Raw genomic sequence first — 20,672 nt, 5'->3', positions numbered from 1 at the left:
CAGCCATCTCCAAGAACGGATTACATGACACCAGCCGCTAGTCGATCATAGTAAGGCAAAAACGAAGCGTTTGCCGCCTGCTGACAAGCCTGTTGATTTAGTCCGCCTTGAAAGCGGTACTCCGCAGCGCCTACTTCGGCAAAGTAGTGTAGCGCTTGGGCATGTTCTTCCCTGCTAAGGCGACTCTTAATTGATTGCAGTTTTACGTCATTTAGCAGCGCAGTGTTCAAGGTGTTGACCACTGTCCCATACCAAGCATCTGACCTGATACCGCACGTGACCAGAAAACCTGCGACTGCTTGCTTTTGATAGAACGGTGCTACGGCGCGTTCATAGGTCTGAAGCGTTGGCGAACCAGTGGGTACGACGGCCGAAAGTGCGGCTGCGCCGAGCAGGATCAACATTGGCGTGCCCGCGTCTGAAGGTTCAAACCAGTGCCCCAGCGATAAGCGTCCGGATAGCTTCTGGCCTTGATGGAGACGGTTCTTGCCGCGCGATCCAAGCATCGAGTGTCGCGAGCTGATCGGCCTCAAACCGGACCATCACGCCCTCGCGCCTGCCGCCGGTCGAGGGGCGGCCACGCCTACCTTTCGGGGTATCCGCTATTGACGCTGACATGGTTAATGGGATACCCGGAATAACGAGCCGAGGCAAGGTTGCTGCCCTGCCCCGGCTCTGACCGCAACCGTCTTACGTGGAGACGATCATGGCTACTGCACCCGTTATCACGGGCGCGCCGGCGCGCACACCTACCAACATCGTTCGCCTACCCACTGCGGCACGTCGCAAGGTCGACAATGCCCGCTTCGCCGAGCAGCGGCGCTCCGCGATAGCCGCGCGCCAGTCCGGCGAGTGGCCGGGCAAGTATCTCCATCCTCACGACCGTCGAATGGACGAGCAGGCCAAGTTGCTGCTGTCGATCGAGGATACGGTCGCGACGCGGCTGTTGCAGGCGATTCTCGCGGCGCTCGACGACGGCGCTCGGCAGAAGGTAGCGGCAGCGCTGGCCCCGGCCGTCATCGGCGAGCGGCCCGCCGCTTTGCAGGCGTTCGCGCTGTTCAAGACGAGCAAGCCGACCGTTGGCGAGGCGCATTACCTGGGCTTGGCGCTCGACCGCCTTCGCGCGGAGGGCTGCTGACATGGGCACGCACGCACGGCTGGCGCCCGCAATCCGCGCCGCAATCGCGGACCGTATCGACCTGCTGATCGAGATGCTGGACGCCGACGACGCGCCGCTCACCGACCTGGAGCCGGAGCACGACCAATGCGAGGCCGGCGACGACGGCTGCGGCTTCGTCCGGCTTGGCGGCCGGAGCGGCTGGGGCTCGCGAGAGGAGCATGGGCGCCAGCTCCCGGTGCCGCTCTACGGCGTCGATCAGACGACCGGGCCGATGATCGACCGCAAGGCCGAGCGCGATCGACGCGCGGGGGAGATGGGACTGGTGCGGACGGCGACCGGGTGGCGGTGGCCGTAGCACCTTCCGCATTCCAGTGAATGCTTTCACTTGCATTCGCCGGAATGTGGCGTAGGAAGGAAGCATGAACGGCGACAACCCGATCAATGTCTTTGAGCCGCAATTCTCGCAGCGCGAGGCGGCGGAGATCGCCGGCGTGCCTATGACCGCAATCAACAACTGGCTGAAGCGCGGCGCCTTCAAGCTGGAGGGAGACGACGGCGACCAAGAGCGGCGCCGTCGCTTTTTCAGCATCGCCGGCATTTCGCGCCTGCATGTCATGCGGTTCTGCACCGAGCACCTTGAGTTGAGCCCGGAAGCGGCGGCCGTCGCTGCCACTGGCGTCAACGAGTATTTCGCCGGCGAGAAGCGCGAAATTACCGACGAGGACGGGACGTTCTTCGAGGTGTGGCATTGGGCGCACCGAGCGCCCGACCATTTGGGCGGCGAGCGCCGCTGGCGCACGCAGGGTGTGTGGCAGGAGCCAACGACCGGCGCGTTCTACACCTACCACCCCGGCCTGTTCTCCGACGAGGAGCCGGGCGGCCCGCCCCATTTCCCATGCGTCTGCATCCCCACGTCGCAGCTCGCGCGCCGCATTTTCCTCGCCTGCGCTGACCGGCTCATGGCCGACCACCAGGACGAGGATGCCCCTGTCAACGCCGAGAGGCCGTCGACTGTCACCGCGCCGGGGGCTTCGGCCCCCGGCCAGCATGAGGACGATTGAGCATGAACCTGCACCAGTTGCGCCAGCGCAAGGCCGAGCTCCGCTCCGCCACGTCGGCGATCATCGCCGCGCCCGGCGGCGCGGACGGCCTGCTGACGGACGAGCAGCGCACCACCGTGAACGAGGGCTTCGCCGAGCTGGACCGGCTCCAAGCCAACGAGACGATCCTGGAGCGGCAGGCCCGCGAGGACAGCGAGGCACGCGGCCGGACGCTGAACGATCGCGAGACCGAAGACGGGATCGAGTATCGCGTGTTCGCGCACGCGACCTCGCACACCTCCGCCGAGGGCATCGAAGGCTGGCGCACCCCGACTGGCGAGGTGGTGCCCGTCCTGACCCGCGAGCAGCGGATCGCCGACTTCCTGCCGAACGAGCGCACCGCCGGTAGCGAGATCGGGCTGGGCGGCTTCATGCGCGCCCTGCTGAACGGCCCAAAGACGGACTTGGAGCGCCGGGCCTTGGCAGAGGGCAGCATCTCGACGGGCGGCGCCATGGTTCCCGCGCGGCTCGCGGCGGAGGTGATCGACTTCGCCCGCATCAAGAACACCGCGTTCGCGGCAGGCGCGCTCACCGTGCCGATGCCGGCGCCGCAGCTCCTCTACGCCAAGAGCCTGTCCGATCCGGTGCCGTCGTGGCGCGCGGAAAATGCGCTGATCGCCGAGAGCGAGCCCGTGTTCGGCAGCATGTCGCTCACCGCCAAGAGCCTGGCGGTGCGGTTCGTCATCTCCCGCGAGCTGCTGGAAGATGCGCCGAACATGGATGCCGGCCTGCGCAACGCCATGGCGCGGGGCTTCGCTCGCGGCCTCGACGATGCCATCTTCTTCGGCTCCGGCGCGAACAATCAGCCGTTGGGGCTGGCGAACACGCCCGGCCTCCAGGTCGTCAACATGGGAGCGAACGGCGGCCAGCTCACCGGCTACTCGCCCTTCCTCGACGCGGCGCTGGCGCTCCAGTCGGCGAACGAGGATGCGATCACCGCGATCGTGCTGAACCCGCGCTCCAACCGCGTGATCGCGGGCCTGGTGGACAGCACCGGGCAGCCGCTCCAACCGCCGCCGCTGCTGAAGGACGTGCCGATCCTCGCCACCAATGGCGTGCCGGTGAACCAGACGCAGGGCACCGCGACCAACGCGACGAGCGCCTTCATGGGCGACTTCTCGCAGGTGCTGGTCGGCATCCGCACCGAGTTGCAGATCACGGTGCTGAACGAGCGCTTCGCCGAATACGGGCAGGTGGGCTTCGTCGGCTGGTTGCGAGCCGACGTCGCGGTGCCCCGCCCGGCGGCGCTCGCGAAGATCGTGGGCATCAAGCCGTGATCGAGCGGCGCGCCATGGGGGGCGTCCAGGCCGAGGGGCGCACGCTTCGCGGGCTGGCGATCCCCTATGACGTGGAGACGCGGATCAACGGCGGCACCGAGTCCATCCGGGCCGGTGCCGTCACCGCCTCACTCGCCGGCCGCGACATTCTCGCGCTGGTCGATCACGACGCCGGCAAGGTGCTCGGCCGTACCCGCTCGGGCACGCTGCGCCTGGTGGAGGAAGCGCGAGGCGTCAGCTTCGAGATCGACCTTCCCGACACCACCGCCGCCCGCGACGTGCTGGCGCTGGTGGAGAGGGGCGACGCCGGCGGAATGAGCTTCGGCTTCACGACGCCCAAGGGCGGGGACGAGTGGCGCGGCACGCACCGCGAGCTGCGGGCGATCCATCTCCACGAGATCAGCGTCATCACCTCGCACCCGGCCTACACCTCGACGACGGTGGAGGCGCGGATCGCGGCCGCAGCATCGCTCGACATGCTGCGCCTTCGCCTGGAGACCTACCGGTGAGGCTCCCGACCATCTTCCGCCGCTCCGCCGAGCCGAATAGCTGGTCCGGCTCCGCGCACCCCGTCACCATGGCGTCGATCGGCGCCGCGCCTGAGAGCGCCGCCGTCAGCCTCGTGGAAGCCGAGAACCTGGCGGTGGCGCTCGCGTGCGTGAACGTCATCTCGTCCAACATCGCGGCCTTCCCGGTGCTGGTCTACCGCCGGCAGGGCGCCGAGCGGATCGAGGTGGCCGGCCACTGGCTTTCGCGCCTCGTCCGCTACGGCCCGAACCCCGATCAGGTATGGGGGGCGCTGATCGAGAGCGCCGTCGCAAGCGTCGAGCTTCACGGCAACGCGCTGTTGGAGATCGTCCGAGACGACGGCGCCACTATCACCGGCTTGCGGTTCATCCCGTGGCCGTGGGTGGCGATGCAGCTCCTCCCGAGCGGCCGCGTCGCCTTCGACGTGTACCAGCCGACCTTGCCCGGCGCTGGCACGATCAAGCGCCGCCTGCTCGGCGACGACGTGATCCACCTGAAGGACCGGAGCGACGACGGGCTGATCGGGCGCTCGCGCCTGTCCCGCGCGCGAGACGTACTCCGCACCGCGACCTCGCAACAGACCTTCGCCCGATCCTTCCTCGATCGCGGTGCGCAGCCGAGCGGCGTCATCAGCCATCCCGGCAACATGACGGAGCAACAGCGCGGCAGTCTCCGCCAGAGCTTCGAGGAGCGGCACCGGGGCGCGGCCAATGCCGGCAAGGCGCTGATCCTCGACGGCGGGCTGACGTGGACGGCCATGCAGGTGAGCCCGGAGGATGCCGAGCTGCTGAACAGCCGTCGCTTCGCGGTGGAGGAGATCGCCCGCGTCTACGGCGTGCCGCCGCCCATGATCGGCGACCTGTCGCACGGCACCTTCACGAACAGCCGAGAGGCCGCCCGCTGGTTCGGGCAGTTCACCCTGACGCCCCGCGTCCGCCGGCTGGAGGCCGAGCTGAACCGCGGCTTGTTCGGCTACGGCAGCCGGTACGAGGTGGAGTTCGACATGTCGTCGCTGCTCCGATCCGACCCGGAGACGCGCTGGGCCAGCCATAAGATCGCGATCGACACGGGCGTGCTCGACACCGACGAGGTGCGCGAGATCGAGGGCTACAACCCGCGCGGCACCGGCGAGCCGGAGGTGCCGTCCGCGTGACGCAAGCTGCTCGCTTCAAGCAGGCCGATGCCACCCGCGCGCTTCGCGCAGCGGTGAAGGCCGGCTTGAAGCCGAGCGAGTGCGTGATCGGCCCAGACGGTGCTATCCGCCTCGTGTTCGGCGACGCGCCGGTGGCCGGTACGGCAAACCCGCTTGACAGGCTGTTGACGCGATGACGCGCAAGCGCCGCCACCCGAACGTCTCCAGCTTCACCGATCGCCACGGCAAGCTGCGCTGGCGCTGGCGGAAAACTGGCTTTGCGACCTACTACTTCCGCAATCCTCCCGACACGGCCGGCTTCAAGGAAGAGCTGGCCGCGTGCGAGGCTGGCGCACCGATCCGGGCCGGGGAGGGGCGCTGCATTCCGCGATCGGTCGCGGACCTCGTGTCGCGGTATTACGGCTCGACCAATTTCAATCGCGGCGGCTTGGACGATCAGCGCCGCCGCCGGCTCCTGATCGAGAGCTTCCGGCACCCGTTTGCCGACGACCTCGTGACCAACTTCCGGTGGGATCATATCGAAGCGATCCTGGCCGAGCGGGCGAAGAAGACTGTGAAGGACGGCCGGGCCGTGGGAGGCCCTTTTGCCGCGCAGAGCTTGCGCAAGCAGCTTCGCCGCCTGTTCTCCTACGCTAAGCGGCTCGACTGGATCGCCGACAATCCGGTGGACGATGCGGAGCGCGTTCACGCACCGAAGACGACCGGCTTCTACTCGTGGTCCGAAGAAGACATTGCCAAGTATCAGGCGCGGCACCCGCTCGGCACGCGCGCTCGCCTCGCGCTGGAGATCATGCTGTGGACGGGACAGCGACGCGGAGACGCTCGGCTGCTCGGCCCGGAGCAGCTAAAGAACGGGCAGATCAACTACCGGCAGGGTAAGACCGGGACAGACCTCTGGCTACCGGCGGCGCCGCAGCTCCTGGAGGCGATCGGCGCCATGCAGCGCGTGGGCTTCAAGACGTTCCTCGTGACCGAGTACGGGAAGCCATTCAGCCGCGCGGGCTTCGGCAACAAGATGCGCGAATGGTGCGATGAGGCCGGCCTGCCGCAGTGCACGGCGCACGGCCTCCGCAAAGCCATGGCGCGCCGCCTGGCGGAGAGCGGCGAAAGCCAACAATCGATCAAGTCCGTGGGCGGCTGGAAGGCAGACGCGGAGGTAACAACCTACACGGCCGGCGCCGATCAGAGGCGGCTCGCCAGCGCGGCCATCGGCCGCCTGTCCAATGCGGATTTGGCTAACCGTGCAGACGAGTTAGCCAATCGTCCGGCGCAAACACCGGAAAAGGAGAGCTAATCCGATGCAGGTGGTGACCCCTACGGGAATCGAACCCGTGTTTTCGCCGTGAAAGGGCGACGTCCTAGACCGCTAGACGAAGGGGCCGGCGGTCTCGCGCTAGGGGAGCGGAGGCGGCTTGGCAAGCGCGTCAGTCCGCCCAGGCGGCGTCGTCGAGGTGGAGTTCGGCGGCGGGGCGCTGGCCCCAATCGTCGCGACGCGCACGGCCGGCGAGCCACAGGCGGCGGTGCGGCGGGGCGCCGAGCAGCGCGTGGCCGAGCGGAGTGTCGCCATGTCCGAATGCCATCGCCTTCAGCGATCGGCCGTCCTCACCGGCGACGATCACGCGAACATGGCCCTGGCCGACGATGTCGGCGCGGATGATGCGGACACGCCCGGCCGCGACGCGCGGGCTCGGCCAACCCGCGCCATAGGGTCCGCCCGCCTCCAGCGCGTCGACGAGCGACGGCGTGACGCCGGCCGGGCCGACCACCGCGTCGACGAGCAGCGCGCGGCCCTCGCCGGCTCGCGCGACGTCGCTGCCGAGGCGATCGTGCAGGAAGTCGGCGAGCGCGTCGATCCCGTCCGCCGCGACCGTCAGCCCCGCCGCCATCGCGTGGCCACCGCCCGCTATCAGAAACCCCGCCTCGCGTGCGGCGAGCACGGCGGCGCCGAGGTCCACACCCGGTACAGAGCGGCCGGAGCCCTTGGCGGTGCCGTCGTCTCCGATCGCGATGACGATCGCGGGCCGGCCGAGCGCCTCCTTGAGCCGGCTCGCGACGATGCCGATGACACCGGCGTGCCAGCCGGCGCCCGCCACGACCGCCACCGCGCGGCTGGCCTGGGCGCCGGCGGCGGCGATCGCCTCGTCGCGCACCGCTTGCTCGATGGTGCGACGCTCCTCGTTGAGGCGATCGAGTTCGCCGGCGATGGCGGCGGCCTCGCCGGGATCGTCGGTGGTGAGCAACCGCACGCCGAGATCGGCGCGGCCGACGCGGCCGCCGGCGTTGATGCGCGGGCCGAGCGCAAAGCCGAGATCGGTGCAGCTCGGCGCGCGCTTGAGCCGCGAGGCGGCGACGAGCGCCGCGAGGCCGGCGTTGCGCCCCTGCGCCATCACCTTTAGCCCCTGCGCCACGAAGGCGCGGTTGAGCCCGCGCAGCGCCGCCACGTCAGCGACGGTGCCGAGCGCCACGAGGTCGAGCAGGTCGAGAAGCCTTGGCTCGGCACGATTTGCGAACCAGCCACGTGTGCGCAACGTCCGGATCAGCGCCGCGCCGAGCAGGAAGGCGACGCCGACGGCGGCGAGATGACCGTGCGCGGCGGCATCGTCAGCCTCGTCCAGCCGGTTGGGATTGACGACGGCGTAGGCGAGGGGGAGCGCCGCCTGGCACTTGTGATGATCGACGACGATGACGTCGATCCCCGCGTCACGCGCGGCGGCGAGCGCCTCGAAGGCTAGCGCGCCGCAGTCGACCGTGACGATCACGCGCGCGCCGCCCGCGCCGAGCCGGACGAGCGCGTCTGCGGACGGGCCGTAGCCTTCGAGCAGGCGATCCGGGATGTAGGTGGCGGGCGCGAGGCCGAGCGCGCGCAGCAGCCGAACCATCAGTGCCGCCGAGGTGGCGCCGTCGACGTCATAGTCGCCGAATATCGTCACGGCCTCGCCACGCTCGACCGCGTCGGCCAGGCGCGTCGCGGCGCGATCCATGTCGCGGAACACTGAAGGATCGGGCATGAAGTTACGGATCGTCGGCAGGCGGTGCGCGTCGAGCGCCTCGCGCCCGCAGCCGCGCGCGAGCAGGAGCTGATCAATCAGCGCATCGGGGCGGAAGCCCGCGTCGCCGCCCTCCTCATGGGCGAGATGCCGCCAGCGCCAGGGCTGTCCGAGGATGGAAGCGGCGACGCCGCACGGCGGGGTAAGCGACATGGCGGATGGTTAACGGATCGTCCGATGGCGGGGAAGGGCGCCTTGGGCGTCACTTGAGGTTCGAGCGGAGATCGATCGCGCCGACGTGAGAAGGGCCGCGGCACCCGTGTGGGAGCCGCGGCCCTCGATAGGCGTAGCGGGCGCGTGCGCGCCCGGCCGCAGATCACATCGCGTTCGAGGCGTTCGTGTCCGACGCGTTCATCGCGCTGGCGTTGTCCATCGCCATCGACGCGTTGTCGGCGCCGGCCTCGGTCGCGGCGTTGACGTCGGCGATCGCGTCGTTGGCGGCGGCGTTCATGTCGGCGGACGCCTCGGTGTTCATGGCGCTGTTGTCCTCGCTCTTCTTCGAGCAGGCGGCGGCGCCGAGCGCGACGGCGGCGATCAGCGGCAGCGCGACGATCTTCTTCATGGTTGGATCTTCCCTGATGTCTTAACGGTCGGCCTGCCGGGTACGATCACGCCCCCCGGGCCGGATCGGACGCGTAGCGAATCGGCTCTCGCGTGGCAATGCCGCCTGCCCACGGCCCGTCTTAGCCGCGGGGTGAGGCGGAGGTCTGGCCGGGGGAGGGCTGGTCGGGCGAGAGCGCCGGGGAGGGCGGCACCGCCGGCGCGGCACCGTTGCCGGCGGCATCGGAGGCGCCCGCGGCATCGGCCGGGCCAAGCTCGTTCAGCGCGGCGTCGAGGCCGGCGTCGTCGGACCCGCTAGCGGATTGGTCGTCGCGATCCTGGATCTGGGCGTCGCGGCGCTGGAGATAGGCCGAGCGTGCGACCGCGTAGCTGTCGGCCGAGCTTTCCAGCAGGCTGTCGGCGCCGCTGTCGATGAGGTTCGCGCGCGCGTCGACCAGCTCGAAAGCGGTAATGCCGGCGGATGGCCAGAAGCTCAGATGATCGCGGATTACGATGCGGTAGGGATCGGCGAACTGCGACGCGGCGGTGCCGATGCCGTCTCGGATCGTCGTCGGTCCGTAGAAGGGCAGAACGAGATAGCTCGACTTCCTGGCGCCCCACACCGCGAAGGTCTGGCCGAGATCCTCGGGCGTCGGGGGATAACCCACCTTGGAGGCGATGTCGCGAAAGCCGCCGATGCCGACCGTGGTGTTGATGACGAAGCGGCCGACCGAGTTCAGCGCGCGCACCGGCTTGCCCTGCAGCACGGAGTTGATCGCCGAGAAGGGTTCGGACACGTTGTCGAGCATGTTCGACAGGCCGCGCCGTAGGAAGCGCGGCACGACCGCGATATAGCCTTTCGCGACAGGCTTGAACGCGACGCGGTCGAGCGTCCGGTCGAAGCCCCACATCTTGCGGTTGAAGCCCTCGTACGGATCGCCCGGAGACTTGGCGCCCGTCGTCGCGCAGCCGGCGAGCAGCGCCAAAGCGGGGAGCCAGGCGAGCGCGCGCGTGTTGGACCTGCCGTTCATGGGCTGCGATTGCCATGGCCCCCGGCGACGCACAAGCGGTCTAGCCCGTTGACCGCATATAAAGATTTCCTTATGTCTCGTTCCGCACCGGGATGAAACCATGAGCGACGCCCTTTCCATCTTCCGCGCTCTGGCCGATCCGACGCGGCTGCGCATCGTCGCTCTGTTGCGCGCGATGGAGCTGTCGGTGGGCGAGCTGGCGGCGGTGCTGGCGCAGAGCCAGCCGCGCGTCTCGCGTCACGTCAAGATCCTCGCCGACGCCGGGCTGACGGCGCGGCGGCGTGAGGGGAGCTGGGTGTTCCTGACGCTCGCCTCGCCGACGAGGACGGCGCCCATCTTCGCCGCGATCGACGCTTGGGGCGAGGGGGCGGCGGGTTCGGACGATCTCGCGCGGTTGGAGGCGGTGCGCGCCGAACGGACGGCGGCGGCCGAACGCTATTTCGCGGGCCATGCCGGCGACTGGGACGCGATCCGCTCGCTCCACGTGGCGGAAGCCGAGGTGGAGGCGGCGATCCGCGCGGCGTTGGGTGGGCGGCCGGTTGGGCGACTGGTCGACGTCGGCACCGGCACCGGACGGATGCTCGAGCTGCTGGCGCCGGACGCCGAGAGCGCGGTCGGCATTGATCGCTCGTCCGAGATGCTGCGCTTCGCCCGCGCCAAGCTGTCGCGACAGGAGGCCACCGCGCGCGCCGAGCTCAGGCAGGGCGACATGTACGCGCTGCCGCTCGACGATCGCTCGGCCGACGTCGTCGTGCTCCATCAGGTGCTGCACTACGCGCAGCAGCCGGGCGCGGCGCTCGCCGAGGCGGCGCGGCTGCTGGGGCTGGGCGGGCGGCTGCTGGTCGCGGACTTCGCGGCGCATGATCGCGAGGAATTGCGGACAGTGGACGCGCACGTCCGCCTGGGCTTCTCCGACCATCAGGTCGCCAAGTGGTTCGGCGCCGCCGGCCTCACGCTCGCCGACACCCGCGCGCTCGAAGGCGGCGCGCTCACCGTCAAGCTGTGGCTGGGCGAACGCCCGGCCTCCCCCGTCCGGAAGGTAGCGTAGTTATGCCGAGCATCGCCGAGTTGGAGGAGGCGCGACGCGCGCTGGAAGCGCCGCTGTTCGCGGACATGGCGGGCGATCTCGCGGTCTCCTTCGAGTTCTTCCCGCCCAAGAGCGAGAAGATGGATCAGCAGCTATGGGACGCGGTGACGGCGCTGGCGCCGCTCTCGCCCGAGTTCGTCTCCGTCACCTACGGTGCTGGCGGATCGACGCGCGAGCGTACCCACGCGACCGTGGCGCGGATCGCGGCGGAAACGGACATCCCGGCCGCCGCGCATCTCACCTGCGTCGCCGCGTCGAAGCGCGAGATCGACGACATCGCGCGCTCCTACTGGGAGGCGGGGGTGCGCCACATCGTCGCCCTGCGCGGCGACATGCCCGAGATGGGCGCAGTGTTCGAGGCTCATCCTGACGGCTACCGCAATGCCGCCGATCTCGTGGCCGGGCTGAAGCGCGTGGCGCCGTTCGAGCTGTCGGTCGCGGCCTATCCGGAATGCCACCCGGACTCCGCGCATCCGCAGGCCGACATCGACAATCTTAAGGCCAAGATCGATGCCGGCGCGACGCGTGCGATCAGCCAGTTCTTCTTCTCGCCTGAGGCTTTCTTCCGCTTCCGAGACCGCGCGGCGGCGGCGGGGATCGAGACCGAGATCATTCCTGGCATCCTGCCCGTCTCCAACGTCGCGCAAACGCGTAAATTCGCCGGGCAATGCGGCGCCGAGATCCCGCGCTGGATGGACCAACTCTTCGAAGGGCTGGACGATCGCCCCGCCGCGCGCCAGCTCGTCGCCGCGACGATCGCCGCCGAGCTGTGCCGCCGGCTGTACGCGGGGGGGGTGCGGCACTTCCACTTCTACACGCTCAATCAGGCGGAATTGGCTTACGCGATCTGCCACCTGCTCGGCGTGCGGCCGAAATTGGACGTGCGGCTGGAGGCGGCGGCGTGATCCGCGATCGTCGCTCCTGCGCACGCAGGGACCTATCTCCTGCCCGTGCCGCCGAGTGGAGGGGTGAGGAGATTGGCTCCTGCCTCCGCAGGAGCGACGTGCCGTTTTTCGGGGTCTCGCGATGACCAAGGCCGATCAGTTTCGCGCCGTCGCCGCGACACGCATCCTGCTCACCGATGGCGCGTTCGGCACGATGATCCAGAACTATTTGCTCGACGAGGCGGCGTATCGCGGAACGTACGACACCGGGTTCGACCAGAAGGGCAACAACGACCTGCTGGTGCTCACCCGCCCGGACGTGATCGACGCGATCACGCGCCAGTACCTGCAAGCCGGATCGGACATCGTCTCCACCAACACCTTCAACGCCAACACGATCAGCCAGGCCGATTACGGCGCCGAGCATCTGGTGCGCGAGATGAACCTCGCCGCCGCGCGTATCGCGAGGCGCGCGGCGGACGACGCGCAGTCCGCCGATGGCCGCCCGCGCTTCGTCGCGGGCGCGGTAGGGCCGACCAACAAGACGCTGTCGCTTTCCCCCGATGTCAACGATCCCGGCTTTCGCGCGATCGACTTCGACACGCTGAAGGACGTGTACCGCGAGCAGGTCGATGCGCTGCTCGACGGCGGCTGCGACTTCATCCTCATCGAGACGATCTTCGATACGCTCAACGCGAAGGCCGGGATCATGGCGGTGATCGAAGCGGGTGATGCGCGGGGCGAGCCCGTGCCGCTGATGATCTCCATGACGATCACCGACATGTCCGGCCGCAACCTGTCCGGCCATTCGGTGGAGGCATTCTGGGCTGCGGTGCGCCACGCCAGGCCGCTGACCGTCGGCCTCAACTGCTCGTTCGGCGCGCCGCAGCTCCGCCCGCACGTGGTGGCGCTGTCCGCGCTCGCCGACACGCTGTTGATGATTTATCCCAATGCCGGCCTGCCCAACGAGCTCGGCGCCTATGATGAGGAGCCGCACACCACCGGCGGCTTCATCGCGGAGTGGGCGGCGACCGGGCTCATCAACGTCGTCGGCGGCTGCTGCGGGACGACGCCGGGTCACATCGCGGCGATGGCCGAGGCGGTGCGAGGGCACGGCCCGCGCACGCTGCCGACGCCGCCGCGCAAGATGATGCTGGCCGGGCTGGAGCCGTTCACGATAGCCGCATAGCCGTCGCCCCTGCGCAGGCAGGGGCCCATCTCCCGCCTTCACCGTTGCGCCGACCAGGAGATAGGCTCCTGCCTGCGCAGGAGCGACGAACCCGATGGCCACCGCACCCGAACTCCCCGCCGACGAAGAGCCCGCGCGCCCGTCCGGCGCCAGCTTCGTCAACATCGGCGAGCGCACCAATGTCACCGGCTCCGCCGCTTTCAAGAAGCTCGTCATGGGCGGCGACTACGCCAAGGCCGTCGAGGTCGCGCGCGCGCAGGTGGAGAACGGCGCGCAGGTGATCGACGTCAACATGGACGAGGGCCTGCTCGATGCCGAGCACGCCATGACCACCTTCCTCAAGCTCATCGCCGCCGAGCCCGACATCGCGCGCGTGCCGGTGATGATCGACAGCTCCAAGTGGAGCGTGATTGAGGCGGGGCTGAAGTGCGTCTCGGGCAAGCCGATCGTCAACTCGATCAGCATGAAGGAGGGCGAGGAACCGTTCCTCGCGTCCGCTCGCAAATGCATGGCCTATGGCGCGGCCGTCGTCGTGATGGCCTTCGACGAGACGGGCCAGGCCGACACGCGCGACCGCAAGATCGAGATCTGCGAGCGCGCCTACAAGCTGCTCGTCGGCATCGGCTTCCCGCCGGAGGACATCATCTTCGATCCCAACGTCTTCGCGGTGGCGACGGGGATCGAGGAGCACGACAATTACGGCGTCGACTTCATCGAGGCGACGCGCGAGATTCGCCGTCGCTGCCCGCACGTCCACATCTCGGGCGGGCTCTCCAACCTCTCCTTCTCGTTTCGCGGCAACGAGCCGGTGCGCCGGGCGATGCACTCGATCTTCCTCTACCACGCCATCCCGGCGGGCATGGACATGGGCATCGTCAACGCAGGGCAACTCGACGTGTACGACACGATCGACGCCGATCTGCGCGAGGCGGCGGAGGACGTCATCCTCAACCGCCCGCACCGCGCGGACAGCGGCTTCGAGACGCCGACCGAGCGGCTGATCGCGATCGCCGAGCGCTTCAAGGGCACCGACGCGGTCGCCGAGAAGCAGGCCGAGGAATGGCGCGGCTGGGACGTGCGCAAGCGGCTGGAGCACGCGCTGGTGAAGGGCCTCGACGCCTTCGTGGTCGAGGATACCGAGGAGGCGCGCCTCCAGCACACCCGCCCGATCGAGGTGATCGAGGGCCCGCTGATGGACGGCATGAACGTCGTCGGCGACCTGTTCGGATCGGGCAAGATGTTCCTGCCGCAGGTGGTGAAGTCCGCGCGCGTGATGAAGAAGGCGGTGGCGCACCTGCTGCCCTTCATCGAGGCGGCCAAGGAGGTCGGCGCGCGCGCCAAGGGCCGGATCGTGATGGCCACCGTGAAGGGCGACGTTCACGATATCGGCAAGAACATCGTCGGCGTGGTTCTCGCCTGCAACGGCTACGAGATCATCGATCTTGGAGTCATGGTGCCGTGGTCCAAGATCCTGGAGGCCGCCAACGAGAACGACGCCGACATGATCGGGCTGTCCGGCCTCATCACGCCGTCGCTCGACGAGATGGTGACGGTGGCGGCCGAGATGGCGCGCGCCAAGATGACGATGCCGCTGCTGATCGGCGGCGCCACCACTTCGAAGGTCCACACCGCGCTGCGCATCGCGCCGGCCTATGCCGGTCCGGTGATCCACGTCCTCGACGCCAGCCGCGCGGTCGGCGTCGCCTCCGCGCTGATGTCCGACACGCAACGCGACGGCCTCGTCGAGAAGACGGCGGCGGATTACGAGGCGGTGCGCGTCGCACGCGCCGGCAAGGGGCAGAACGAGCTGGCGCCGCTGGCCGACGCGCGCGCCAACGGCTTCAAGGCCGCGCCCGACGGCAAGGCGCCGCCGGCCGCCAAGCCCGGCCTCCACGTCTTCGACGACTGGGACTTGGCCGATCTGCGCCAGTATATCGATTGGACGCCCTTTTTCCGTGCGTGGGAGCTGGCGGGCAACTATCCCGCGATCCTCGACGACGCCGTGGTGGGCGAGAGCGCGCGCGCGCTGTGGGCGGACGCGCAGGCGATGCTCGACACGGTGATCGCGGAGAAGTGGCTGACGGCGCGCGGCGTCGCCGGGCTGTGGCCGTGCCGGCGCGACGGTGACACCATCGTCGTCCACGCGGCCGGCGTGCCCGAGGCCATCGTCGGAGAGGGCGCATCCGCCTCGCTGGCCGCCGCGCACGTGCTGCCCGAGCACGAGGTACGCCTGCCCATGCTCCGCCAGCAGATGAAGAAGCGCGAGGGCCGCGCCAATATGTGCCTGGCCGACTTCATCGCGCCCGATCATGACTGGATGGGCGGCTTCGCGGTCGGCATTCACGGCATCGACGAGCATAGCGCGCGCTTCCGCGCCGGCCATGACGATTATCAGGACATCCTCTTGAAGGCGCTCGCCGACCGGCTCGCCGAGGCGTTCGCGGAGGCGTTGCACCACCATGTTCGCACCGAGCTGTGGGGCTATGCGCCGGGCGAGCAGCTCACCAACGAGGCGCTCGTCCGCGAGCAGTACCGCGGCATCCGCCCCGCACCAGGTTATCCGGCCTGCCCCGAGCACAGCCTGAAGCCGATCCTGTTCGATCTGCTGGGTGCCACGGAGAAGACCGGCATCACGCTCACCGACAGCTTCGCGATGCTGCCGACCGCCGCCGTTTCGGGCTTCTACTTCGGCCACGCCGACGCGAGCTATTTCGGCGTGGCGCGGATCGGCGAGGACCAGCTCAACGACTATGCCGAGCGGCGTGGCGTCGACCTCGACACGGCGACGCGCTGGCTGCGTCCCAATCTGGACTGAGGCCCGGCCCAAGCATCTCGACGAGGCGGGCGCGGGCGTGTCAGGGCGGGGCCATGAAGATGCTCCTCAGCCCCCTCGTCGTCGGCGCGCTCCTCGCCACTCCGCTCGCCGCCGCGCGCGCGGAGGGCCCCTATCTCGTGCAGGAGACGGGCAAGACCTACTCGCGGCTGATCGAGGCGGTCGACTCGGTTCATGGCGGCGACGCCACTGTCCTCATCCAGCCCGGCACCTACAGGGACTGCGAGGTCGTCGAGCATGGCCGCGTCGCGCTACGCGCGCGCGTCTCGGGCAGCGTGATCTTCGACGGCGGCATCTGCGAAGGCAAGGCCACCTTCGTGTTCCGCGGGCGCGAGGCGATGGTCGACGGCATCGTGTTCAGGAACCTGCACGTCCAGGACGGCAACGGCGCGGGCATCCGGCTGGAGCATGGCGGCCTCACCGTCATGAACTCCACCTTCCAGGATTCGGACGAGGGCATCCTGACCGCCGACGACCCCGCCGGTGTCATCCGCGTCGATCGCTCGACCTTCCGCAACCTGGGCTCCTGCGCGATCCAGGCGGGCTGCGCGCACTCGCTCTACATCGGGCACTATGGCAAGCTGTACGTCACGCGATCGCGCTTCGACACCGGGGCGGGCGGGCACTATATCAAGTCGCGCAGCGCCTTCGTCTCGATCACCGACAACTCGATCGACGACAGCCATGGCCACCAGACCAACTACATCATCGACCTGCCTTCGGGCTCGACCGGGCTCGTGGCGCGCAACACGATGGTGATGGGCCGCGACAAGGAGAACCACTCCGGCTACATCGCGGTGCGCGCCGAGGAGAACGTCAACCCGTCCGCCGGCCTGACGATCACGGGCAACACCGCCACCAACGTGCCGGGTGTGTCGTTCAAGCCCGCCTTCGTGCTCGACTGGAGCCACGAGGCGCTGAAGATCTCGGGCAACAAGCTGGGCGCCGGCATCACCCCGTTCCAGTCGGAGTAGCGGGGCGACGCCTCTAATGTCACTCCGGCCTTGAGCCGGGGTCGCGCCTTGTCATCAGCGCGCGAGTTCGTCGTGAAGGTCGCGCCAATTCGGATTGCCGAGCTCGATAAGCGCGAACTTCCACTCGAGTCGCCAGCGCTTCAATCGTTCGCGCCCAGCTCCAGCACCCGCCCGTCCACCGCCGGCGTCGCGACGCCGACCGCCTTCGCGAGCGTCGGCGCGATGTCGACCGTCTCGGCGGGGGCGGGGCGATCCTCGGGCGTCACGCCGGGCCACCAGAATAGGATCGGCACCTGCCGGTCATGGTCCCAGGGCGAGCCATGGCCCGCCACCACGTCGCCGGGCGAGCGCGGCAGGCCGAAGCTGGTGCGCGCCGCGTAGGCGACCGCGATGTCGCCCGAGCGCGCGGGATCGAAGCTCTCGTGGAAGCGCTGGGCGATCGTCAGCCGGTCGGGCGGCGTGCCGGGCGGCACTGTCGCGGCGGCGACCTCGTCCGCCGTCAGCACCACGCGCACCTGCGGCTGGCGCTTCAACCAGGCGACGGCGGCGCTCCGCACCCGAGCAGCAAGCGCGGCGTCGGTGCCGACGTTGACGGTGAGCTGCTGCGGATCGTCGCCGACGATCGGATCATAGCCGAGCCCCGTCTCCTCGCGCATCGCCTTGTTGAGCGCCGCCACGAGCGCCGCTGAGTCGAGCCGGGCGGCCTCCGGATCATGCTCTTGCTCGCGCTCGGCGGCGTCGGTGGCGCCGTGATCGGCGGTGAGCACCACCAGCGCCGGCACGCCCGTCGCGCGGATCGCGTCCATCAGCCGGCCGAGCGTGGCATCGAGCGCGGCCTGCTGCACGCACATCTCGGCGCCGCCATTGCCGAAGCGGTGGCCGATGTAGTCGGTGGCCGACAGGCTGACGGCGAGGAGGTCGGTGCCCGCGCCCCGGCCCAGCCGCTGGCGCGCGATCGTGGCGATCGCGAAGTCGGCGGCCAGCGTGTCGAACAGCGGTGAGGCGCGCAGCGCGTCGCGGAAGCTGTCCGTCGCCATGAAGTCGGTGGGCTCCTCGGAGCGTAGCGCGGCGGCGGGCGGCACCTCGCCGGTGACGTCGAGCTGGCCGAAGCGGTGCGGCGCCGCGAGCCCCGCGCAGGCGGGCGAGGGCTGCGGCCAAAGCATCGGCTTGCCCTGTCGCCAATGCGCGAAGGTGGCGGCGTCGAACGCTCGCGCGGGGCCGGTGACGGCGGGTGTGGCGGGGCCGGCGGCGGGCGAGGTGACGAAGCCTCGGCCGTCCTCCCACCACCACACGCCGTCGGCGCGATGTCCCGCCATTGTGATCGCCGCGCGATCCTTGCCCGACACGGCGTAGACGCGGTCGCGCGGGTCCGCCGCCTTCATCCAATCGCCGAGCGTGGTGGCGCGCATGTTGGCGGGCCCGCGCGCGACTGGATCGCCAGGCACCGCGACGCAGTAGACGGTGGAGCCGGTGCGCCTGTCGAACCAGTTGTTGGCGACGATGCCGGTGCCGGCGGGATGGCGGCCGCTCAGGATCGTCGAATGGCCGGGGCAAGTCTCGGTCGCGGCGTGGCTCTGATAGCCGACCGGGTAGGCGATTCCGCGCGAGAGCGTGGCGAGGCCGTCGGTATAGCTCGCGCGGTAGCGGCGGAAGAGTTCGGACGAATATTGATCCACCGAGACCGCCACGACGAGCTTGGGCGCGGGCGGCGGCGGGGCCGCGATCGCGAACGAGGGCAGCGAGGCGAGAAGGGCGGCTGCAAACGCGAACGCGCGCATGGTACGGGCTCCGGCAGGATCAGCGCGCGACGGATCGTCGGCGCGCACGGGCAAGGATCGGGCGATGACGGCGTTGCGTTTCCTCTTCGTGACGCTCCTCGCGCTGCTCGCCGGCACCGCGGCGGCGCAGGGACCGGGTGCGGCGCCGCACATCCTCGCGCAAATCGTGCCCGAGAGCGACGCGCCGCGGCCGGGCGCCCGCACCACGCTCGCGATTGCCATGTCGCCGCAGCCGGGCTGGCACGGATATTGGCAGCAGCCGGGCGACAGCGGGCTGCCGCCGCAGCTCGCCTGGACGCTGCCGCCGGCGCTGCGCGTGGGCGTGCCCGCCTATCCGGTGCCCGGCATGCTGGTGATCGCGGGGCTGATGAACCACGTCTACGAGAAGCCGTTCGCGCTGCTCGTGCCGCTCGACGTGGCGGCAGGAACGCCCGCGGGCACGCGACTGCCGGTGCGGCTGAGGCTCGACTATCTGGTGTGCACCACCAGCCTGTGCGTGCCCGAACATGCCGAGCTCGCGACCGAGCTGATCGTGGGCGGCGGCGCCGTCGATCCCGCGACCGCCGCACGGTTCGAGGGCTGGCGCGCGGCGCTGCCGCGACCGCTCGGGGCGACCGCGCGGTTCGAGGCCAAGGGCGGCCGCGTGCGGATCGCGCTGCCCTGGCCGGCGGGCGCGAGCCTCGCTGCCCCGCACCTGTTCGTCGCGACCGATGGCGCGGTGGAGCCCGGCGCGACCCAGGCGTTCGCGCGCGACGGCGACCGGCTGGTGATCGACACCGCCGCCGGCCCGGCGCGCGCGCGCGCGATCGACGCGGTGCTGGCGACGGGTGGCGATGGCCTCTCCTTCCGTGCAACGACGGGCGCGGTGCCGCCGGCGCGGCCCGCGGCGGGCATGTTGGCGGCCACGCTGATCGCGCTGCTAGGCGCGGTGGCGGGCGGCCTCGTCCTCAACGTCATGCCCTGCGTGTTCCCGATCCTCAGCCTGAAGGCGCTGAGCCTCGCGCGCGCAGGCGGCGGGGAGCGCGGCGCGCGCGTCGAGGCGCTGGCCTATGCGGGAGGCGTGATCGCGGTGTGCGTGGCGCTGGGTGGCGCGATCCTCGCGCTGCGCGCCGGCGGAAGTGCCGCGGGCTGGGCGTTCCAGTTGCAGGACGCGCGCGTGGTGGCGGCGCTGCTGCTGCTCGCCGCCGCGATCGGCTTCAACCTCGCGGGACTATTCGAGCTGCCCGGCATCGGCGCGGGCGGCGGGCTGGCGGGCCGGGGCGGGGCGGCGGGCGCGTTCTGGACGGGGGCGCTGGCGGCCTTCGTCGCGACGCCGTGCACCGGGCCGTTCATGGCCGCCGCATTGGGCGCCGCGCTGCTGCTGCCGTGGCCGGCGGCGCTGACCGTGTTCGCCGGGCTGGGGCTGGGCCTCGCGCTGCCGTTCCTGGCGATCGGCTTCGTGCCCGCTCTGCGCCGCCTGCTGCCCCGGCCGGGGGCGTGGATGGAGACGTTCCGCCGGCTGCTGGCGGTGCCGATGTGGCTGACCGCGCTGGGGCTCGCCTGGGTGCTCGGGCGCCAGGCGGGCGACGAGGCGGTGGTGGCGGCGGTCGGCGCGGCGACGGCGCTGGCGATCGGGCTGTGGCTGACCGGCCTGCGCCAACGCGCGTTCGGGCGCGCGGCGTGGGCGCCGGCGGCGCTGGGGCTCGCGGCGGCGGCCGCGATCGTCGCGATGGCGCCTACCGCCTCCGCCGCGCCGACGCAGAGCGCGGGCAGCGAGCGCTTCGATCCCACGCGGCTGGCGGCGCTGCGGCGCTCTGGCCGACCGGTGTTCCTCTACTTCACCGCCGACTGGTGCCTGTCGTGCAAGGTCAACGAGCGCCTCGCCATCGATCGGGTGGAGACGCGCGCCGCCTTCGCGCGCGGTCACGTCGCCACGATGGTGGGGGACTGGACGCGCGGCGATCCCGCGATCGGCCACTTCCTGAGCGAGCACGGGCGATCGGGCGTGCCGCTCTACCTCTGGTACGGCGCGGACGGGCAAGCCCGCGAGCTGCCGCAGGTGCTGACGCCGGGGTTGCTCGCCGGCTTGGCGAGCGGGCGGTAACCAGAGCGACCGCTTTCGCCACGTTCGGTCGCCAAGGGCGTACTTACC

At 70.1% G+C, this 20,672-nt stretch carries 19 protein-coding genes and 1 tRNA gene; 14 read left to right on the top strand and 6 right to left on the bottom strand.

Features of this window, described 5'->3' with window-relative positions:
* Positions 1-20: 20 nt before the first annotated feature.
* On the bottom strand, positions 21-506 hold the full coding sequence (locus ACOFKX_RS00565; protein ID WP_419825153.1) for a hypothetical protein: 486 nt from the start codon (positions 504-506) through the stop codon (positions 21-23).
* Between the two features lie 200 nt (positions 507-706).
* Between ACOFKX_RS00565 and ACOFKX_RS00560 the strand changes: the two genes are divergently transcribed.
* The 8 genes from ACOFKX_RS00560 to ACOFKX_RS00525 all read left to right on the top strand — a co-directional run bounded on the left by ACOFKX_RS00560 (position 707) and on the right by ACOFKX_RS00525 (position 6,472).
* On the top strand, positions 707-1,138 hold the full coding sequence (locus ACOFKX_RS00560; RefSeq protein WP_419825152.1) for a hypothetical protein: 432 nt from the start codon (positions 707-709) through the stop codon (positions 1,136-1,138).
* Position 1,139: 1 nt separating this feature from the next.
* Positions 1,140-1,475 carry a hypothetical protein gene (locus ACOFKX_RS00555; protein WP_419825151.1) on the top strand — a complete coding sequence of 112 codons (336 nt, stop codon included), beginning with the start codon at positions 1,140-1,142 and terminating at the stop codon, positions 1,473-1,475.
* Positions 1,476-1,539: 64 nt separating this feature from the next.
* Positions 1,540-2,181, top strand: a complete 642-nt coding sequence (locus ACOFKX_RS00550) for a hypothetical protein (RefSeq protein WP_419825150.1) — start codon at positions 1,540-1,542, stop codon at positions 2,179-2,181.
* A 2-nt stretch (positions 2,182-2,183) separates the two neighbouring features.
* Positions 2,184-3,497, top strand: a complete 1,314-nt coding sequence (locus ACOFKX_RS00545; RefSeq protein ID WP_419825149.1) for a phage major capsid protein — start codon at positions 2,184-2,186, stop codon at positions 3,495-3,497.
* The gene (locus ACOFKX_RS00540; protein ID WP_419825148.1) at positions 3,494-4,006 is read left to right on the top strand and encodes an HK97 family phage prohead protease; all 513 of its coding nucleotides are present in this window, start codon (positions 3,494-3,496) and stop codon (positions 4,004-4,006) included. The genes ACOFKX_RS00545 and ACOFKX_RS00540 overlap by 4 nt, the downstream gene beginning before the upstream one ends.
* Complete coding sequence (locus ACOFKX_RS00535) at positions 4,003-5,178, top strand: phage portal protein (RefSeq protein WP_419825147.1); 1,176 nt, start codon at positions 4,003-4,005, stop codon at positions 5,176-5,178. The genes ACOFKX_RS00540 and ACOFKX_RS00535 overlap by 4 nt, the downstream gene beginning before the upstream one ends.
* Entirely contained in the window at positions 5,175-5,354 is a 180-nt protein-coding gene (locus ACOFKX_RS00530) for a hypothetical protein (protein WP_419825146.1), read from the top strand. Before ACOFKX_RS00535 ends, ACOFKX_RS00530 begins: the two co-directional genes overlap by 4 nt.
* On the top strand, positions 5,351-6,472 hold the full coding sequence (locus tag ACOFKX_RS00525) for a tyrosine-type recombinase/integrase (protein WP_419825145.1): 1,122 nt from the start codon (positions 5,351-5,353) through the stop codon (positions 6,470-6,472). Before ACOFKX_RS00530 ends, ACOFKX_RS00525 begins: the two co-directional genes overlap by 4 nt.
* A gap of 11 nt (positions 6,473-6,483) precedes the next feature.
* On the opposite strand, the gene ACOFKX_RS00520 is transcribed toward ACOFKX_RS00525, so the two are convergent.
* The 4 genes from ACOFKX_RS00520 to ACOFKX_RS00505 all read right to left on the bottom strand — a co-directional run bounded on the left by ACOFKX_RS00520 (position 6,484) and on the right by ACOFKX_RS00505 (position 9,796).
* A tRNA-Glu gene (locus tag ACOFKX_RS00520) sits at positions 6,484-6,559 on the bottom strand.
* Between the two features lie 43 nt (positions 6,560-6,602).
* Positions 6,603-8,378: a single-stranded-DNA-specific exonuclease RecJ gene (recJ, locus tag ACOFKX_RS00515; protein ID WP_419825144.1), complete on the bottom strand. Its 1,776-nt coding sequence runs from the start codon at positions 8,376-8,378 to the stop codon at positions 6,603-6,605.
* 163 nt (positions 8,379-8,541) lie between these two features.
* Complete coding sequence (locus ACOFKX_RS00510; protein ID WP_419825143.1) at positions 8,542-8,787, bottom strand: hypothetical protein; 246 nt, start codon at positions 8,785-8,787, stop codon at positions 8,542-8,544.
* 121 nt (positions 8,788-8,908) lie between these two features.
* Positions 8,909-9,796 carry a VacJ family lipoprotein gene (locus tag ACOFKX_RS00505; protein WP_419825142.1) on the bottom strand — a complete coding sequence of 296 codons (888 nt, stop codon included), beginning with the start codon at positions 9,794-9,796 and terminating at the stop codon, positions 8,909-8,911.
* 100 nt (positions 9,797-9,896) lie between these two features.
* On the opposite strand from ACOFKX_RS00505, the gene ACOFKX_RS00500 reads away from it, so the two are divergent.
* The 5 genes from ACOFKX_RS00500 to ACOFKX_RS00480 all read left to right on the top strand — a co-directional run bounded on the left by ACOFKX_RS00500 (position 9,897) and on the right by ACOFKX_RS00480 (position 16,763).
* Positions 9,897-10,844: an ArsR/SmtB family transcription factor gene (locus tag ACOFKX_RS00500; RefSeq protein ID WP_419825141.1), complete on the top strand. Its 948-nt coding sequence runs from the start codon at positions 9,897-9,899 to the stop codon at positions 10,842-10,844.
* 2 nt (positions 10,845-10,846) lie between these two features.
* Complete coding sequence (gene metF, locus ACOFKX_RS00495) at positions 10,847-11,788, top strand: methylenetetrahydrofolate reductase [NAD(P)H] (protein WP_419825140.1); 942 nt, start codon at positions 10,847-10,849, stop codon at positions 11,786-11,788.
* 121 nt (positions 11,789-11,909) lie between these two features.
* The gene (locus tag ACOFKX_RS00490; RefSeq protein ID WP_419825139.1) at positions 11,910-12,956 is read left to right on the top strand and encodes a homocysteine S-methyltransferase family protein; all 1,047 of its coding nucleotides are present in this window, start codon (positions 11,910-11,912) and stop codon (positions 12,954-12,956) included.
* 94 nt (positions 12,957-13,050) lie between these two features.
* The gene (metH, locus tag ACOFKX_RS00485; protein ID WP_419825138.1) at positions 13,051-15,771 is read left to right on the top strand and encodes a methionine synthase; all 2,721 of its coding nucleotides are present in this window, start codon (positions 13,051-13,053) and stop codon (positions 15,769-15,771) included.
* Between the two features lie 53 nt (positions 15,772-15,824).
* Positions 15,825-16,763, top strand: a complete 939-nt coding sequence (locus ACOFKX_RS00480; protein WP_419825137.1) for a right-handed parallel beta-helix repeat-containing protein — start codon at positions 15,825-15,827, stop codon at positions 16,761-16,763.
* A 140-nt stretch (positions 16,764-16,903) separates the two neighbouring features.
* Here the strand turns inward: ACOFKX_RS00480 and ACOFKX_RS00475 are convergent, their stop codons facing one another.
* A complete protein-coding gene (locus ACOFKX_RS00475; RefSeq protein ID WP_419825136.1) occupies positions 16,904-18,541 on the bottom strand; it encodes an alkaline phosphatase family protein in 1,638 nt (545 codons plus the stop codon).
* A gap of 64 nt (positions 18,542-18,605) precedes the next feature.
* Between ACOFKX_RS00475 and ACOFKX_RS00470 the strand changes: the two genes are divergently transcribed.
* Entirely contained in the window at positions 18,606-20,624 is a 2,019-nt protein-coding gene (locus tag ACOFKX_RS00470; RefSeq protein WP_419825135.1) for a protein-disulfide reductase DsbD family protein, read from the top strand.
* Positions 20,625-20,672 lie beyond the last annotated feature (48 nt).

Origin of the sequence: Sphingomonas sp., from assembly GCF_965200105.1 — a bacterium.
GTDB lineage: Bacteria > Pseudomonadota > Alphaproteobacteria > Sphingomonadales > Sphingomonadaceae > Solisphingomonas.
This window is presented reverse-complemented; position numbering and strand designations above follow the sequence as displayed.

Excerpts from the sequence above, each read along its gene's own strand:
- ACOFKX_RS00565 (WP_419825153.1), bottom strand. The coding sequence starts at position 506 with ATGCTTGGATCGCGCGGCAAGAACCGTCTCCATCAAGGCCAGAAGCTA.
- ACOFKX_RS00560 (WP_419825152.1), top strand. The coding sequence starts at position 707 with ATGGCTACTGCACCCGTTATCACGGGCGCGCCGGCGCGCACACCTACC.
- ACOFKX_RS00555 (WP_419825151.1), top strand. The coding sequence starts at position 1,140 with ATGGGCACGCACGCACGGCTGGCGCCCGCAATCCGCGCCGCAATCGCG.
- ACOFKX_RS00550 (WP_419825150.1), top strand. The coding sequence starts at position 1,540 with ATGAACGGCGACAACCCGATCAATGTCTTTGAGCCGCAATTCTCGCAG.
- ACOFKX_RS00545 (WP_419825149.1), top strand. The coding sequence starts at position 2,184 with ATGAACCTGCACCAGTTGCGCCAGCGCAAGGCCGAGCTCCGCTCCGCC.
- ACOFKX_RS00525 (WP_419825145.1), top strand. The coding sequence starts at position 5,351 with ATGACGCGCAAGCGCCGCCACCCGAACGTCTCCAGCTTCACCGATCGC.
- recJ (WP_419825144.1), bottom strand. The coding sequence starts at position 8,378 with ATGTCGCTTACCCCGCCGTGCGGCGTCGCCGCTTCCATCCTCGGACAG.
- ACOFKX_RS00510 (WP_419825143.1), bottom strand. The coding sequence starts at position 8,787 with ATGAAGAAGATCGTCGCGCTGCCGCTGATCGCCGCCGTCGCGCTCGGC.
- ACOFKX_RS00505 (WP_419825142.1), bottom strand. The coding sequence starts at position 9,796 with ATGAACGGCAGGTCCAACACGCGCGCGCTCGCCTGGCTCCCCGCTTTG.
- ACOFKX_RS00500 (WP_419825141.1), top strand. The coding sequence starts at position 9,897 with ATGAGCGACGCCCTTTCCATCTTCCGCGCTCTGGCCGATCCGACGCGG.
- metF (WP_419825140.1), top strand. The coding sequence starts at position 10,847 with ATGCCGAGCATCGCCGAGTTGGAGGAGGCGCGACGCGCGCTGGAAGCG.
- ACOFKX_RS00490 (WP_419825139.1), top strand. The coding sequence starts at position 11,910 with ATGACCAAGGCCGATCAGTTTCGCGCCGTCGCCGCGACACGCATCCTG.
- metH (WP_419825138.1), top strand. The coding sequence starts at position 13,051 with ATGGCCACCGCACCCGAACTCCCCGCCGACGAAGAGCCCGCGCGCCCG.
- ACOFKX_RS00480 (WP_419825137.1), top strand. The coding sequence starts at position 15,825 with ATGAAGATGCTCCTCAGCCCCCTCGTCGTCGGCGCGCTCCTCGCCACT.
- ACOFKX_RS00475 (WP_419825136.1), bottom strand. The coding sequence starts at position 18,541 with ATGCGCGCGTTCGCGTTTGCAGCCGCCCTTCTCGCCTCGCTGCCCTCG.
- ACOFKX_RS00470 (WP_419825135.1), top strand. The coding sequence starts at position 18,606 with ATGACGGCGTTGCGTTTCCTCTTCGTGACGCTCCTCGCGCTGCTCGCC.